Source organism: Stutzerimonas stutzeri RCH2, assembly GCF_000327065.1.
Classification (GTDB): domain Bacteria; phylum Pseudomonadota; class Gammaproteobacteria; order Pseudomonadales; family Pseudomonadaceae; genus Stutzerimonas; species Stutzerimonas stutzeri_AE.
The window spans coordinates 1,387,306-1,402,629 of record NC_019936.1 but is presented as its reverse complement, the minus strand read 5'-3'; the positions used below and the strand labels follow the sequence as shown (position 1 = coordinate 1,402,629).

General features: G+C 63.4%; 13 protein-coding genes and 1 tRNA gene. 6 read left to right on the top strand and 8 right to left on the bottom strand.

All coding sequences use genetic code 11. The annotated features are described in order from the left end of the window. Nucleotides 1–45: 45 nt before the first annotated feature. Nucleotides 46–2,061, bottom strand: coding sequence for an excinuclease ABC subunit UvrB (gene uvrB, locus PSEST_RS06320; protein ID WP_015276171.1), 2,016 nt, complete (start codon nt 2,059–2,061; stop codon nt 46–48). 297 nt (nt 2,062–2,358) lie between these two features. Here uvrB and PSEST_RS06315 point away from each other — a divergent pair, with 297 nt between their 5' ends. Then, nucleotides 2,359–3,555 (top strand): amino acid aminotransferase, encoded by a 1,197-nt coding sequence (locus PSEST_RS06315; RefSeq protein WP_015276170.1) that lies wholly within the window; start codon nt 2,359–2,361, stop codon nt 3,553–3,555. Between the two features lie 101 nt (nt 3,556–3,656). Beyond that, nucleotides 3,657–3,732 (top strand) — tRNA-Asn (locus tag PSEST_RS06310). Between the two features lie 130 nt (nt 3,733–3,862). Here the strand turns inward: PSEST_RS06310 and PSEST_RS06305 are convergent. Continuing rightward, entirely contained in the window at nt 3,863–4,225 is a 363-nt protein-coding gene (locus PSEST_RS06305; protein WP_015276169.1) for a VanZ family protein, read from the bottom strand. Between the two features lie 189 nt (nt 4,226–4,414). After that, nucleotides 4,415–4,741 (bottom strand): Grx4 family monothiol glutaredoxin, encoded by a 327-nt coding sequence (gene grxD / locus PSEST_RS06300; protein WP_015276168.1) that lies wholly within the window; start codon nt 4,739–4,741, stop codon nt 4,415–4,417. 272 nt (nt 4,742–5,013) lie between these two features. Here grxD and argF point away from each other — a divergent pair, with 272 nt between their 5' ends. Continuing rightward, nucleotides 5,014–5,934, top strand: a complete 921-nt coding sequence (gene argF / locus PSEST_RS06295; protein WP_015276167.1) for an ornithine carbamoyltransferase — start codon at nt 5,014–5,016, stop codon at nt 5,932–5,934. Continuing rightward, a complete protein-coding gene (locus PSEST_RS06290) occupies nt 5,931–7,028 on the top strand; it encodes an ABC transporter ATP-binding protein (protein WP_015276166.1) in 1,098 nt (365 codons plus the stop codon). The genes argF and PSEST_RS06290 overlap by 4 nt, the downstream gene beginning before the upstream one ends. On the opposite strand, the gene tadA is transcribed toward PSEST_RS06290, so the two are convergent. The 5 genes from tadA to PSEST_RS06265 all read right to left on the bottom strand — a co-directional run bounded on the left by tadA (nt 7,025) and on the right by PSEST_RS06265 (nt 12,878). Continuing rightward, nucleotides 7,025–7,507, bottom strand: a complete 483-nt coding sequence (gene tadA, locus PSEST_RS06285) for a tRNA adenosine(34) deaminase TadA (RefSeq protein WP_015276165.1) — start codon at nt 7,505–7,507, stop codon at nt 7,025–7,027. The two genes, PSEST_RS06290 and tadA, sit on opposite strands and share 4 nt — an antisense overlap. 19 nt (nt 7,508–7,526) lie before the next feature. Then, on the bottom strand, nt 7,527–8,897 hold the full coding sequence (locus PSEST_RS06280) for a multicopper oxidase family protein (RefSeq protein ID WP_015276164.1): 1,371 nt from the start codon (nt 8,895–8,897) through the stop codon (nt 7,527–7,529). Nucleotides 8,898–9,006: 109 nt separating this feature from the next. Continuing rightward, a complete protein-coding gene (guaA, locus tag PSEST_RS06275) occupies nt 9,007–10,587 on the bottom strand; it encodes a glutamine-hydrolyzing GMP synthase (protein ID WP_015276163.1) in 1,581 nt (526 codons plus the stop codon). 143 nt (nt 10,588–10,730) lie between these two features. After that, nucleotides 10,731–12,200, bottom strand: a complete 1,470-nt coding sequence (gene guaB / locus PSEST_RS06270; protein WP_015276162.1) for an IMP dehydrogenase — start codon at nt 12,198–12,200, stop codon at nt 10,731–10,733. A 126-nt stretch (nt 12,201–12,326) separates the two neighbouring features. Continuing rightward, on the bottom strand, nt 12,327–12,878 hold the full coding sequence (locus tag PSEST_RS06265) for a hypothetical protein (protein WP_015276161.1): 552 nt from the start codon (nt 12,876–12,878) through the stop codon (nt 12,327–12,329). A 128-nt stretch (nt 12,879–13,006) separates the two neighbouring features. Here PSEST_RS06265 and xseA point away from each other — a divergent pair, with 128 nt between their 5' ends. Both xseA and PSEST_RS06255 read left to right on the top strand, forming a co-directional pair. Next, nucleotides 13,007–14,383: an exodeoxyribonuclease VII large subunit gene (gene xseA, locus PSEST_RS06260; RefSeq protein ID WP_015276160.1), complete on the top strand. Its 1,377-nt coding sequence runs from the start codon at nt 13,007–13,009 to the stop codon at nt 14,381–14,383. Between the two features lie 103 nt (nt 14,384–14,486). Then, the gene (locus PSEST_RS06255; RefSeq protein WP_015276159.1) at nt 14,487–15,311 is read left to right on the top strand and encodes a M23 family metallopeptidase; all 825 of its coding nucleotides are present in this window, start codon (nt 14,487–14,489) and stop codon (nt 15,309–15,311) included. Nucleotides 15,312–15,324: the final 13 nt, after the last annotated feature.

The window sequence follows — 15,324 nt, the reverse complement described above, 5'->3', positions numbered from 1 at the left end:
CGCCACCGTAAACGATGGCCCTGAGGCTAAACAGGCAGAGGAGCCTCAGACCTGCAGCAGGCGCTCGCGCAGCTTGTGGATCTCGTCGCGCGCCTCGGCAGCCGCCTCGAACTCCAGGTCGCGCGCCAGGCTGAGCATCTTCTCTTCCAGCTGGCGGATGCGCTTGGTGATCTCGCTCGGCGAGCGCAGTTCGTTCTCGTAACGCGCACTCTCCTCAGCCGCTTTCGCCTCACCACGCCGCTTCTTGCTGCGCGAACCGGGCACCGTGGCGCCTTCGAGGATATCCCGCACATCTTTGGTGACACCCTTCGGCACGATGCCGTTGGCCTCGTTGAAGGCAATCTGCTTGTTGCGCCGCCGTTCGGTTTCATCCATGGCGCGCTGCATCGAGCCGGTTACGTTGTCGGCGTAGAGGATGGCGCGGCCATTGAGGTTGCGCGCCGCGCGGCCGATGGTCTGGATCAGCGAACGCTCCGAGCGCAGGAAGCCTTCCTTGTCCGCATCGAGGATCGCCACCAGCGACACCTCGGGCATGTCCAGGCCTTCGCGCAGCAGGTTGATGCCCACCAGCACGTCGAAAGTGCCCAGCCGCAGGTCGCGGATGATCTCGACCCGCTCCACGGTATCGATGTCCGAATGCAGGTAGCGCACCCGCACATCGTGATCGCTGAGGTAGTCGGTCAGGTCTTCGGCCATGCGTTTGGTCAGCGTGGTAACCAGCACCCGCTCCTCCTTGACCACGCACTTGCGGATCTCCGACAGCAGGTCGTCGACCTGCGTCAGCGCCGGACGCACCTCGATCTGCGGATCGACCAGGCCGGTCGGACGCACGACCTGCTCGACCACGCGGCCAGCATGCTCGGCCTCGTAAGGGCCGGGCGTCGCGGAGACGAAGATGGTCTGCGGGCAGATCGCCTCCCATTCATCGAAGCGCATCGGCCGGTTGTCCAGCGCCGATGGCAGACGAAAGCCGTACTCCACCAGGGTTTCCTTGCGCGAACGATCGCCCTTGTACATCGCGCCGACCTGCGGCACCGAAACGTGGGACTCGTCGATCACTAGTAGCGCGTCGGCAGGCAGGTAGTCGAACAGGGTGGGCGGCGGTTCACCGGCATCGCGCCCGGACAGATAGCGCGAGTAGTTCTCGATGCCGTTGCAGTAGCCCAGCTCCATGATCATTTCCAGATCGAAGCGGGTACGCTGCTCGAGCCGCTGCGCCTCCACCAGCTTGTTCTGACTACGCAGGTAATCGAGCCGCTCGCGCAGCTCGTCCTTGATCTTCTCGATGGCATCGAGCAGCGTCTCGCGCGGCGTCACGTAGTGGCTCTTGGGGTAGAAGGTGAAGCGCGGCAGCTTGCGAATCACCTCGCCGGTCAGCGGATCGAAGGCGGACAGGCTTTCCACCTCGTCGTCGAACAGCTCGATGCGCACCGCTTCCAGATCCGACTCCGCCGGAAAGATGTCGATCACATCGCCACGTACGCGGAACGTCGCGCGAGCGAAATCCATGTCGTTGCGCGTGTACTGCAGGCCAGTCAGCCTGCGTAGCAGCTCGCGCTGATCGAGGCGGTCGCCGCGGTCCACATGCAGGACCATCTTCAGATACGACTGCGGATCACCCAGGCCGTAGATGCAGGACACCGTGGTCACGATGATCGCGTCCGGGCGCTCCAGCAGCGCCTTGGTCGCCGACAGACGCATCTGCTCGATGTGGTCGTTGATCGAGGCGTCCTTCTCGATGAAGGTATCCGACGACGGCACGTAGGCTTCCGGCTGGTAGTAGTCGTAGTAGGAAACGAAATACTCCACCGCGTTGTTCGGGAAGAACGCCTTGAACTCGCCATAGAGCTGCGCGGCCAACGTCTTGTTCGGCGCCAGCACCAGCGTGGGCCGCTGCACGTGGGCAATGACATTGGCGATGCTGAAAGTCTTGCCCGAGCCGGTGACGCCCAGCAGCGTCTGGTGCGACAGGCCCGCCTCGATGCCTTCGATCATCTGCCGAATGGCCTCCGGCTGATCGCCGGCCGGCTTGAAACGGGTGACCAGTTCGAACTTGGACATTTCGCCTCTCTAGGTAACGTGTGCGAATTTCAAAAACCGGACCTTGCGCAGCCGTCCAGCGAGGTTTAGCGCGACGGCGAGCCGACTTCGAATCAACCGCCTGGCATGAGCGCGCAAAGCCGGAAAACCGTCCATCTTTCCAGTACGCAAAACGCACCGAAAGTGATCAGAAAACCTCGGTAGCATATCGCAGGCAACAGGCATGACCGCTATACTACCGCCCCGTTTGCGCATCACCCTGCGCGCCGACGCGAGGGTGGTAAATCTAGTCACTCTTCTCTTTCGAGCCCCCTCACCATGAGTTTGTTCTCTGCTGTCGAAATGGCGCCGCGTGATCCTATTCTCGGCCTCAATGAAGCCTTTAACGCCGACACGCGGCCGAACAAGGTCAACCTCGGTGTCGGTGTCTATTACAACGAAGAAGGTCGCATTCCGCTGTTGCGCGCCGTAGTCGAGGCGGAGCATGCCCGCATCGCTGCCAATGCGCCGCGCGGCTACCTGCCGATCGAAGGCATCGCCGCTTACGATGCTGCCGTACAAAAGCTGCTGTTCGGCAACGATTCTTCGCTGATCGCCGAAGGCCGGGTCGTGACTACCCAGGCGCTTGGCGGCACCGGGGCACTCAAGGTCGGCGCGGACTTCCTCAAGCGACTGCTGCCCGATGCCGTGGTTGCCATCAGCAACCCAAGCTGGGAAAACCATCGCGCACTGTTCGAGTCGGCCGGTTTCCCGGTACAGAACTACAGCTATTACGACGCAAGCAACCATGGCATCGATCGCGCCGGTCTGCTGCAGGATCTGAAAAACCTGCCGCCCCGCTCCATCGTCGTACTGCACGCGTGCTGCCACAACCCGACCGGTGTCGATCTGAACCTGGAAGACTGGAAACAGATCCTCGAAGTGCTACGCGCTCAGGATCACGTCCCGTTCATCGACATCGCCTACCAGGGCTTCGGCGACAGCATCGAGGAAGACGCCGCCGCCGTGCGCCTGTTCGCCGAGTCGGGCATGACCTTCTTCGTTTCCAGCTCGTTTTCCAAGTCGTTCTCGCTGTACGGCGAGCGCGTTGGCGCGCTTTCGATGGTCACCCAGAGCCGCGAGGAGTCCGCGCGGGTGCTCTCGCAGGTCAAGCGCGTCATTCGCACCAACTACTCGAACCCGCCGACCCATGGCGCCACCATTGTCGCTTCGGTACTCAACAGCCCGGAACTGCGCGCCATGTGGGAAGCCGAGCTGGGCGAGATGCGCAGCCGCATCCGCGAACTGCGGCTGAGCATGGTGGAGCAATTGACGGCCAAAGGTGCGAAGACGGATTTCAGTTTCGTTGCAGCCCAACGCGGCATGTTCTCCTACTCAGGCCTCACGGCTGAACAGGTCGAGCGACTGCGCGTCGAGTTTGGTGTTTACGCCATCAGCACCGGCCGCATCTGCGCCGCCGCACTGAACCGCAGCAACATCGGGCACGTCACTGACGCCATCGTTCAGGTGCTCTGATTGATCCCACTTCGGGGCCTTTTCAGGCCCCGAAGTGGCGCCGCTCCTATCGCGCAGAGGGTTGACTTCTCTTTTGCAAACAGTAGGATACGCACCGTTGTTCCGCGATAGCTCAGTCGGTAGAGCAAATGACTGTTAATCATTGGGTCCCTGGTTCGAGTCCAGGTCGCGGAGCCAAATCTGAAAGCCTCGGTTGATACCGGGGCTTTTTTATTGCCTCTGGACTCTCACCAGGGACTGCGTCCCAGGTTATTCGCTTCGCCCACCCCTTCGGGCCACGCTGAAAACGCGCCCAACTGGCTAGCGCTTACTCAGGCACCGGCTCGCCTGTCCGCTGGCGCCACCAGGCTTGTGCCAACATCCAGCCACACCAACCGGACAGGACGCCCAACACGTTCGCGACCATGTCCCAACGCGATGCCGTTCGATGCGGCAGCATGCCCTGTGCCATTTCGATCCCGAACGCCGCCGCGAGCGTCAGGCCAACGCCCCAGAATATCGGCAGACGTGGAAACGCAAGTCGCAGCGTAAAGACAAGCGCCGCAAACCCCATCATGTGATGAAGCTTGTCCTGCTGACTGAAAAGCTGCGGCACCGGGTCTGGCTTGAGACCGGCAAAGAGAACGACCGCCAGCACGATCAGAAAGGGCAACATTCGCAAATAAGGCATACGGCAGGGGACTCTCGTTCGATGATTGGTCGAGGCAGACTCGGTCTCGACGCGTGCTCTGACCGGCAAATTGCGATAAAGATCGGTGAGCTCGAACGCCATCCTTTACTGGATATCTCAACCACCAACAAAAATGCCCGCATCGTTCGATGCGGGCATTCGCAAAAACGCTGTTGTGGCGGTTGAGACTCAGGCCTCGGTCTTGCCCACAGCGGACTTGATCAGCGTCTGCAGCTCACCCTTCTCGAACATCTCGAGGATGATGTCGCTACCACCGACCAGCTCACCGTTCACCCACAGCTGCGGGAAGGTCGGCCAGTTGGCGTAGGTCGGCAGGTTGGCGCGAATCTCGGGGTTCTGCAGGATGTCGACGTAAGCGAACTTCTCACCACAACCCATTACAGCCTGAGTCGCACGAGCGGAAAAGCCGCACTGCGGAGCATTGGGCGAGCCCTTCATGTATAGCAGTACCGGGTTGTTGGCGATCTGTTCTTTGATGGTTTCGATGATATCCATGGAGTACCTCGGCTAGACACGGTTGCCGCGCATTGTAACGGAAAACGTTAGCGAAAGCCGAGCGGAGGACTCGGCTTTATCATGGCGCAGGGGCCGCCAATACTGCGATTCAGCCCGATATGGCTGGCATAGGCCGGATTTGCGCCTGCGCTTGCTTTCTGGATAAGATCGCGCCTTTCCCGTTTCGTCGCTCCCCGTGCGACCCCCAGTCGTCGGTCCCCTTTTTCTGTCGAAAAGCAATGGATCGCGCTGCGGCAATAAAGGTAGTTGATATGAGCGCAAGGCACTTTCTCTCACTGATGGACTGCACGCCCCAGGAGCTGAACAGCCTGGTTCGCCGCGGCATCGAGTTGAAGGATCTGCGCAAGCGCGGCGTCCTGTTCGAGCCATTGAAGAACCGCGTGCTGGGCATGATCTTCGAGAAGGCCTCGACCCGCACCCGACTGTCCTTCGAGGCCGGCATGATCCAGCTTGGCGGCCAGGCTATCTTCCTCTCTCCGCGGGATACCCAGCTAGGTCGCGGTGAACCCATCAGCGACTCAGCCATCGTCATGTCGCGCATGCTCGACGCGGTGATGATCCGCACCTTCGCGCATTCGACACTGACCGACTTCGCCGCCAACTCCAGCGTACCGGTCATCAACGGCCTGTCCGACGATCTGCACCCCTGCCAGCTGATGGCCGATATGCAGACCTTCCATGAGCACCGCGGCAGCATCGCCGGCAAAACGGTGGCCTGGATCGGCGACGGCAACAACATGTGCAATACCTATATAGAAGCGGCCATCCAGTTCGACTTCCAACTCAAGGTCGCCTGCCCCGAGGGCTACGAGCCCAACGCCGAGCTGATGGGCCGCGCCGGTGATCGCGTGCAGATACTGCGCGACCCGCGCGAAGCGGCCGCAGGCGCACACCTGATCAGCACCGACGTCTGGGCCTCCATGGGCCAGGAAGACGAAGCCGCCGCGCGCCTGGCGACGTTCCGCCCTTATCAGGTGGACCGCGCCCTGCTCGACTGCGCCGCCGCGGACGTGCTGTTCATGCACTGCCTGCCTGCCCACCGCGGTGAGGAAATCAGCCACGATCTGCTCGACGACCCGCGCTCGGTAGCCTGGGACCAGGCCGAGAACCGCCTGCATGTACAGAAGGCGCTGCTTGAGTTCCTCGTCGAGCCGGCCTATCACCACGCATGAAGACCGAGCCGCCACTGCTGCAACTGCGTGATCTGGCCTGCGGCTACGGCGAGCAGAGCATCGTCCAGCACCTCAACCTGCATCTGAACCGCGGCGACATTGGCTGCCTGCTGGGCCCCTCCGGCTGCGGCAAGACCACTACCTTGCGGGCTATCGCCGGGTTCGAACCGGTACACCAGGGTGAAATCCAACTGGCAGATGCGGTCATTTCCCGTGCCGGTCTTACCCTGGCGCCGGAGAAGCGCCGCATCGGCATGGTCTTTCAGGACTACGCGCTGTTTCCCCATCTGACCGTGGCGGAGAACATCGCCTTCGGCATCCGCAGGCAGCCGGACTGCTCGCGCATCGTCTCCGAGATGCTCGAACTGGTGCACCTGTCAGCACTCGGCAAACGCTACCCCCATGAGCTCTCCGGCGGTCAGCAGCAACGCGTGGCACTGGCCCGAGCATTGGCGCCGGAACCCGCGCTGCTGCTGCTCGACGAGCCATTCTCCAACCTGGACGTGGAGTTGCGTCGGCGCCTCAGCCATGAGGTGCGCGAAATCCTCAAGGCGCGCAACACCAGCGCAATTCTGGTCACCCATGATCAGGAAGAAGCCTTCGCCGTGAGCGATCAGGTGGGCGTGTTCAAGGATGGTCGGCTTGAGCAATGGGACACCCCGTTCAATCTCTATCACGAACCGCTGACGCCCTTCGTCGCCAGCTTCATTGGCCAGGGCTACTTCATCCGCGGGCAATTGCTCGATCCGGAGACCGTGCAGACCGAGCTCGGCATGATCCGCGGCAACCGCGCCTACACCTGGCCAGCAGGCAGTTCGGTGGATGTGCTGCTGCGCCCGGACGACATCGTCTACAGGCCGGACAGTCCGCTGCGCGCGCTGATCGTTGGCAAGACATTTCTCGGTGCGTCGACGCTGTACCGGCTGCAACTGCCTACCGGCAACCAACTGGTTGCGATCTTCACCAGCCACGCCGACTACCCGACTGGGCAGGAGGTGGGCATCGCCATTGCTGCCGATCATCTGGTGGTCTTCCCGGCCCAGGGCAGCGTCGCCGCCCATGAAACGCTGCAGCCGACAACAGCGGCGCGCTAACCCTTCTGCCGGCGCTGGCGGAAGAACTCGCTGAGCACCGTCCCGCACTCCTCGGCCAGCACGCCACCCTCGACCAGCACCCGGTGGTTGAGAAAGCCCTGCTCGAAGAACTGGCCGCGACTGACAACCACGCCGGCCTTCGGCTCGGTGGCGCCATAGACGACTCGCTGGACGCGCGAGTGCACGATCAACCCGGCGCACATGCTGCAGGGCTCCAGCGTCACGTAGAGCGTGCTACCGGGTAGCCTATAATTTTCCACTGCCTGCGCCGCGTCACGCACGGCGACCATTTCCGCATGGGCACTGGGGTCGTGCCGAGAAATCGGGCAGTTGAAGCCGCGTCCGATGATCTGCCCATCCTGCACCAGCACCGCACCCACCGGCACCTCGCCCAGCGCCGCGCCCAGCGCCGCCAGTGCCAGGGCTTCACGCATGAAGCGCTCGTCCTGGCTGCGGTCGATGATCAACGGTTTTCTCACTGCTGCGCCCTGCCCTTGCTCATACCACCTCGATCGCCGCCATCAGACCGGTTTCCATATGGTCGATGACGTGGCAATGGAACATCCACACGCCGGGATTATCGGCGACCAATGCGATACGCGCCGTTTCGTTCTTGCCCAGCAGGTAGGTATCGGTAAACCAGGGATCGATCTTGCGGCGGTTGGAGGAAATCACCTTGAAAGTCATGCCATGCAGATGGATCGGATGCTGGTACTGGCTGAGGTTACGCAGCTCGAAGATGTAATGGCCATCCCTCTTCAGCGTTGCAATCGGCCGTTCCGCACAACTCTTGTCATTGATATCCCAGGCCTGGCCGTTGATCTGCCAGAAGGTATAGGCTCCGCCCTGCTCGGCGTCGGTCGACAGGGTACCGGCCCATTCGAAGTTGAAGCGCAGGGTTTCCGCGCGCTGCAGATCCGGCTCCGCCACCGGATTGGTCGGCAGCGCCGGCGGCCAGTCGCCGGCGGTTTCGTCATGGGCCACCGAACGCAGCGTCGCCAGCCGCAACGGACCGTTGCGCAAGGACAGCTCCGTGCCGACCTCCGGCACCTTCAGCGCCAGGTCGATACGCATGCCCGGACCGAGCCAGTACTCCTTGCCCAGCGGCATCGGCGCGATTGGATGGCCTTCGAGCGCATAGATGCGCGCCTCGCCGTCCGGCAGGTTCAGTCGGTAGGTCAGCGTATTGTCGAGGTTGAGTACGCGTAGCCGCACGACCTGCCCGGCCGGCAGATCAAGCGTGGGCGCATGTGTGCCATTCACCGTCGACAGCACGCCCGGCGTGCCACCTCGAGCAGCCTCGCGCGGCACACTGAACTCGGTGAACGCACCCTGTTTGTCGATATGCCAGCTCTTCAGGCTGAGCGTGCGCTCGTGGCGGAAACCGCTCGGTTCGCGCTCCTCGACGATCAGCGGGCCGACCAGTCCACGACCCAGCTGGGCGGCACTGCTGGTGTGCGGGTGATACCAGAAGCTGCCAGCATCATGCAGCTGGAAGCGGTAGTCGAAGAACTCGCCGGGCAATACCGGCAACTGCGATACGTAGGGAACGCCATCCATCTCCAGCGGCAGACGAATGCCATGCCAGTGGATGGTGGTGGGCTCAGGCAGATTGTTGATGAAGCGCACCCGCAGCCAGTCGCCCTGACGGCCACGCAGCTCCAGGCCAGGCGCCTGCCCGCCATAGGCCCAGGCGGGCGTGACGTGACCGGGCACCAACTCCACGTCCAGCGGGGCGGCGATCAGCTCATAGTCATGGGTGGTGATGTCGGCCGGGCGGCCGAGCCAGTAGCGCGCACCACTGCCGGCGAGGCCGACGACACCAAGACCGGCCAGGCCGGTGAGAATCTGTCTGCGAGTAAAGGACATGCATGGGCTCCAGCCAGTCCGAATTGATGGGCCCATCAGGCTCGACGCGCCTCTCTGCGGAGGCTGCGCATAGCATGAGGGCAGCCTGGGCTGCCCTCATTGCTTCAGATCACTCCCACTCGATGGTGGCGGGCGGCTTGCTCGACACATCGTAGGTGACGCGGGAGATGCCTTCGATTTCGTTGATGATGCGGTTGGATACCTTCTCCAGCAGCTCGTAAGGCAGGTGCGCCCAACGTGCAGTCATGAAGTCGATGGTTTCCACCGCGCGCAGCGCAACGACCCAGGCGTAGCGACGGCCGTCGCCGACCACACCGACCGACTTGACCGGCTGGAACACCACGAACGCCTGACTGGTCTTGTGGTACCAGTCGAAGTTGCGCAGCTCTTCGATGAAGATGTGATCCGCGCGACGCAGCAGGTCGGCATACTCCTTCTTCACTTCGCCAAGGATGCGCACACCCAGACCCGGGCCCGGGAACGGGTGACGGTAGACCATGTCGTAGGGCAGGCCGAGCTCCAGGCCGATCTTGCGTACCTCGTCCTTGAACAGCTCACGCAGCGGCTCGACCAGCTTGAGGTTCATTTCCTCCGGCAGGCCGCCGACGTTGTGGTGCGACTTGATCACATGGGCCTTGCCGCTCTTGGCGCCGGCCGACTCGATCACGTCGGGGTAGATGGTGCCCTGGGCAAGGAACTGGATGTTGTCCAGCTTGCTGGCTTCGGCATCGAACACGTCGATAAAAGTACGGCCGATGATCTTGCGCTTCTTCTCCGGGTCCGCCTCGCCTTCGAGGTTGCCAAGGAACTGCGCTTCGGCGTCGGCACGGATCACCTTGACGCCCATGTTCTCGGCGAACATGGCCATTACCTGGTCGCCCTCGTGCAGGCGCAGCAGGCCATTGTCGACGAAGACACAGGTCAGCTGGTCGCCGATCGCCCTGTGCAGCAGCGCCGCAACCACCGACGAATCGACGCCACCGGAGAGGCCGAGCAGCACGTTGGCATCACCGACCTGGGCACGCACCTGGGCGATGGCATCTTCGACGATGTTGGACGGCGTCCACAGCGCTTCGCAGCCGCAGATGTCGAGGATGAAACGGGAAAGGATGCGCCCGCCCTGACGGGTATGAGTCACTTCCGGGTGGAACTGCACGCCGTAGTAACCACGGACATCGTCGCCCATGGCAGCGATCGGGCAGCTGGGGGTGCTGGCCAGGATATGGAAGCCGGCCGGAATCTCGGTGACCTTGTCGCCGTGACTCATCCAGACATCGAGGCCAAAGACGCCGTCGTCGTCCATGTGGTCTTCGATGCCGTCGAACAGCTTCGATTTGCCGACCAGATCGACGCGGGCATAACCGAACTCGCGAACGTCCGAGCCCTGCACCTTGCCACCCAGCTGCTCGGACATGGTCTGCATGCCGTAGCAGATGCCGAACAGCGGCACACCGAGATCGAACACGGCCTGCGGCGCGCGCGGGCTGCCTTCCTCGTGAACCGACTCCGGGCCACCGGCGAGAATGATGCCGCGCGGCGCGAAGGCACGGATGTCGTCCTCGCTCATGTCCCACGGATGCAGCTCGCAGTAGACGCCGATCTCACGCACGCGGCGGGCGATGAGCTGGGTGTACTGGGAACCGAAGTCCAGAATCAGGATGCGGTGAGCGTGAATGTCAGGATGAGCCATATGGGCATCTCTCGTGGTAGTCACAAATGAAACGGGGCTGATCGAACAGCCCCCTTCTTCATACTTTTAAAATCGATTTGCCGCGTCGCGAGCGACGGCAGGCAACGCAGCATGACCTAGCGCAGCAGCGTCAGATCGATTTTTCAGCCGACCCGGTAGTTCGGCGCTTCCTTGGTGATCTGCACGTCATGCACGTGTGACTCAGCCATGCCGGCGCCGGTGATGCGCACGAACTGCGGCTTGCTGCGCATTTCGTCGACAGTGGCGCTGCCGGTGTAGCCCATGGAAGCACGCAGGCCGCCCATCAGCTGATGGATGATCGCTGCCAGCGAGCCCTTGTACGGCACACGGCCCTCGATGCCTTCCGGCACCAGCTTCTCGGCGCCAGCGGCGGAATCCTGGAAATAGCGATCCGAGGAGCCCTGTGCCTGGGACATGGCACCCAGCGAACCCATGCCGCGGTAGGCCTTATAGGAGCGGCCCTGGAACAGCTCGATCTCGCCCGGCGCCTCTTCGGTACCGGCGAACATCGAACCCATCATCACCGCGTTGGCGCCAGCGACGATGGCTTTGGACAGGTCTCCAGAGAAGCGGATGCCACCGTCGGCGATCATCGGCACGCCGGTGCCTTCGAGGGCGGTAGCGACGTTGGCGATGGCGGAGATCTGCGGTACGCCGACACCGGCGACGATGCGCGTGGTGCAGATCGAGCCTGGGCCGATGCCGACCTTGACCGCGTCAGCGCCGGCCTTGACCAGGTCCAGCGCGGCTTCGGCGGTGGCTATGTTGCCGCCGATCACCTGCACCTGCGGGAAGTTCTCCTTGACCCAGCGCACGCGGTCGATCACGCCGCGGGAATGACCGTGAGCGGTGTCGACCACCACCACGTCGACACCCGCAGCGGCCAGCGCTTCGACGCGCTCACCGGTATCGGCGCCGGTACCGACCGCGGCGCCGACGCGCAGACGGCCCTGGCTGTCCTTGGAGGCCAGCGGGTAGGTCTTGGCTTTCTCGATGTCGCGGAAGGTCACCAGACCGCGCAGGTGGAAGTTGCCGTCCACCACCAGCATCTTCTCGATGCGGTGCTTGTAGAGTTCGGTCTTGATCTCTTCCAGGCCAGTGCCTTCGAGCACGGTGACCAGCTTGTCCTTGGGCGTCATGATCGCCGCGACGGAGTCGCCGGCATTGGGCGTGAAGCGCAGGTCACGCCCGGTGACGATGCCGACCAGCTCCTTGCCGGAAACCACCGGGAAGCCGGAGAAGCCCAGTTCATGCGCCTTGCGCAGCAGCTCGCTGATCTTGGTTTCCGGCGTGACGGTGACCGGATCGTGAACGATGGCGGTCTCGTGACGCTTGACCTTGCGCACCTCGGCAGCCTGCTGCTCGATGCTCATGTTCTTGTGGATGATGCCGATGCCGCCTTCCTGAGCCATGGCAATGGCCAGGCGCGCTTCGGTGACGGTGTCCATGGCCGCGGAAACCAGCGGAATGTTCAGCTCGATTTCGCGGGTCAGACGGGTCTTCAGGCTGACATCCTTCGGCAAAACCTCGGAATATCCCGGGATCAGGAGAACATCATCGAAAGTCAGGGCTTCTTGGCTGATACGCAGCATGGCGGGGGCTCCCAGGCGGGAAAAAGGAAGCGCGGCATTATACCCACGCACCCCGTCACGCTCAATGCGGATGTGAGGTACGTCGCGCACAGCTAAATGCACGGCATTTCCGAAATGACCAGCCGGTCACGCCCGATCAATAATCAGCGCCACCTTGAAACCCAGGCGCTCGGCGAACTCGTCGAGAAACGCCTGGCGAAAGCCAGCCTCACCCCAGCCATTGAAGATGAAACCCAGATTGGAAAAGGCGCAGGGCGGGATGAAGAGGAAACCGTTGATGTCGTCCTCGAAGCCGCACTCCGGGCAGGTGAAATTGTCGGTCTGTCGAGGCGTCCATTCATCCAGGCTTTCGAACAGCGCCTCGCCGATCTCGCGGCGGCACTCGGGGCAGCCTGCTTCTTCGGCGAAATCCTGCGTCGGTGTATAGATGCAGCGTCTGGTCACCACCTCAAGGCCATTGATCGCCTCGCCATAGGGCAAGCGCTCCGGATGCATCACGACGTTTCGCGCGCCTGGAGCAATCGCGTAGCCCATGCCGCCAACACCGCGACCGCAGGTGGTCGGCAGCGCCTCGACGATGCGCCGCTCGGCCAGCCAGCGCAGGATCATCCGCGCCTTGGCTTCGTGCCCCGGGAACGTGGAAACGCGCGGCACGATGATCGCTTGGCTATGGCTCATAACGGCTCGAAACGGAGATGAAGAAAGGCCGCGCAGCTTAGCGCCACGCCCGATCCGGTCAAGAGCGGGCAGACCAGTGCGTGCAGTTTCGGTTTGCGCATGGCCGCGCCCGGCATATCATCGCCGCCATGCTCAAAGATCCCTTCCAGCGTCTGAATCTCGATCGCGAAGTCCTCACCGTCAGCCAGCTCAACGGCCGCGCCCGCCTGCTGCTCGAGGACGTGTTCGCTCAGGTCTGGGTCGAAGGCGAGATTTCCAACCTCGCCCGCCCGGCGTCCGGCCACATCTATTTCACCCTCAAGGACAAGAACGCCCAGGTGCGTTGCGCGTTGTTCCGGCAGAACGCGGCGCGGGTACGCCAGGCGCTACGCGACGGCCTGGCGGTGCGGGTGCGCGGCAAGGTCTCGCTGTTCGAGGGGCGCGGTGATTACCAGCTGATTCTCGATACGCTGGAGCCAGCCGGCGACGGCGCGTTGCGCCTGGCCTTCGAGGCACTGAAGGAAAAGCTCAGCGCCGAAGGCCTGTTCGCTGCCGAACGCAAGGCTGCTTTGCCCGCCCACCCGCGGCGCATTGGCATCGTCAGCTCGCCGACCGGCGCGGTGATCCGCGACATCATCTCGGTGTTCAAACGCCGCGCGCCGCAGGTCGAGCTGACGCTGATCCCGACCGCAGTGCAGGGCCGCGAAGCCACCGGACAGATCGTCCGCGCGCTGCAGCTAGCCGACGCTCAGGGCTTCGATGCGCTGATCCTGGCCCGCGGCGGCGGTTCGCTCGAAGACCTCTGGTGCTTCAACGAAGAAGCCGTGGCACGCGCGGTGGACGCCTGCGTCACGCCGATCGTCAGCGCGGTGGGCCACGAAACCGATGTCTCGATCGCCGATTTCGTCGCCGATGTTCGCGCGCCGACGCCATCCGCGGCCGCCGAGCTGCTGGCCCCCAGCAGCGCCGACCTGCAACACCGGCTGAGCGGGCTGCAACAGCGCCTGGTGCTGCGCATGCGCGACCGTCTGCACCGTGACGCCATGCGTCTGGAAGGCCTGACCCGCCGCCTGCGCCATCCGGGCGAACGTCTGCAGCAGCAGGCCCAGCGCATCGACGACCTCGAGCAGCGCCTGCTGCGCGCCGTCGACCGCCGCCTGTGCAGCGGCCAGGAGCGCCTGGCCCGGCTGGAAACGCGCCTGGCCGCGCAACATCCGGGGCGTTCTCTGAATCTGTTGCGCCAGCGCCTCGAACACCTCTCCTCACGACTGCCGCGGGCGATGCAGGCCAACCTGAAAGGCCGGCGCCAGCAGCTACAAAGCCTCGCCCAGACGCTCAACGTGGTCAGCCCGCTGGCCACGCTCAGTCGCGGCTACAGCATCCTGCTCGACGAGCGCGGCCAGGCGATCCGCAGCGCCAGCCAGACCCAGCCCGGGCAGCGGCTGAAGGCCCGGCTCGGCGAGGGCGAGCTCGAGGTGCGCGTGGAAGACAATCATCTGGAGCCAGTAACGCTGCCGTTGCTGTAGACCCTGCGGCAGCCGCTTGGCCGGAAACGTTCTGACATCCCTGGGTCTTTCTCTATTCCAGCGTTTACGCGAGGATGGGCCGTTTCCTGCACCGGACCCACCCATGCCTCGTGTCTTCGCCCTGCTGTTCGCCCTCGCCATTGCCCTGCCGGCCCATGCCGAGGGATTCATCACCCGCCTGCTGAATAAACCCGTACCCGGCGGCGTTGCCGTGATCGAACTCGGCAACGGCCCGAGTGCGCCGCAGGCCCGCTACCAGGGCAAACCGACGCTGGTGGTGCGCGAGGACGGCCAGCGCTGGATCGCCATCGTCGGTATCCCGCTTTCTGTGAAGCCGGGCGCGCAGCAGTTGGAGATCGATGGCCGCACCCAGACCTTCCAGGTCGAGAGTCGCGACTATCGCGCGCAACACATCACCCTGAACAACCAGCGCCAGGTCAATCCGAACCCGGCCGACCTCAAGCGCATCGAGCGCGAACTGGACGAGCAGAACCGTGCCTATCGCCAGTTCAGCGCCAACCAGCCAAGCAATCTGCTGTTCGACCGCCCGGTGGCTGGCCCGCTGTCCTCGCCCTTCGGCCTGCGCCGTTTCTTCAATGGCGAGGAACGCAACCCGCATTCCGGCCTGGATTTCGCGGCGAAGACCGGCACGCCAATCAAGGCACCGGCAGTCGGCAAGGTGATACTCACCGGTGACTACTTCTTCAATGGCAAGACGGTATTCGTCGATCACGGCCAGGGGCTGATCAGCATGTTCTGCCATCTTTCCGAGATCGGCGTGAAGGTCGGCGAGCAACTGGCGCGGGGTCAGGTGCTGGGCAAGGTCGGCGCGACCGGGCGTGCCACGGGCCCGCACCTGCACTGGAACGTGAGCCTGAACGATGCCCGTGTCGACCCAGCCATCTTCATCGGCGCCTACAAGCCTTGAACACAGCAAAAGG

Excerpts from the sequence above, each read along its gene's own strand:
- uvrB (WP_015276171.1), bottom strand. The coding sequence starts at position 2,061 with ATGTCCAAGTTCGAACTGGTCACCCGTTTCAAGCCGGCCGGCGATCAG.
- PSEST_RS06315 (WP_015276170.1), top strand. The coding sequence starts at position 2,359 with ATGAGTTTGTTCTCTGCTGTCGAAATGGCGCCGCGTGATCCTATTCTC.
- PSEST_RS06305 (WP_015276169.1), bottom strand. The coding sequence starts at position 4,225 with ATGCCTTATTTGCGAATGTTGCCCTTTCTGATCGTGCTGGCGGTCGTT.
- grxD (WP_015276168.1), bottom strand. The coding sequence starts at position 4,741 with ATGGATATCATCGAAACCATCAAAGAACAGATCGCCAACAACCCGGTA.
- argF (WP_015276167.1), top strand. The coding sequence starts at position 5,014 with ATGAGCGCAAGGCACTTTCTCTCACTGATGGACTGCACGCCCCAGGAG.
- PSEST_RS06290 (WP_015276166.1), top strand. The coding sequence starts at position 5,931 with ATGAAGACCGAGCCGCCACTGCTGCAACTGCGTGATCTGGCCTGCGGC.
- PSEST_RS06280 (WP_015276164.1), bottom strand. The coding sequence starts at position 8,897 with ATGTCCTTTACTCGCAGACAGATTCTCACCGGCCTGGCCGGTCTTGGT.
- guaA (WP_015276163.1), bottom strand. The coding sequence starts at position 10,587 with ATGGCTCATCCTGACATTCACGCTCACCGCATCCTGATTCTGGACTTC.
- guaB (WP_015276162.1), bottom strand. The coding sequence starts at position 12,200 with ATGCTGCGTATCAGCCAAGAAGCCCTGACTTTCGATGATGTTCTCCTG.
- PSEST_RS06265 (WP_015276161.1), bottom strand. The coding sequence starts at position 12,878 with ATGAGCCATAGCCAAGCGATCATCGTGCCGCGCGTTTCCACGTTCCCG.
- xseA (WP_015276160.1), top strand. The coding sequence starts at position 13,007 with ATGCTCAAAGATCCCTTCCAGCGTCTGAATCTCGATCGCGAAGTCCTC.
- PSEST_RS06255 (WP_015276159.1), top strand. The coding sequence starts at position 14,487 with ATGCCTCGTGTCTTCGCCCTGCTGTTCGCCCTCGCCATTGCCCTGCCG.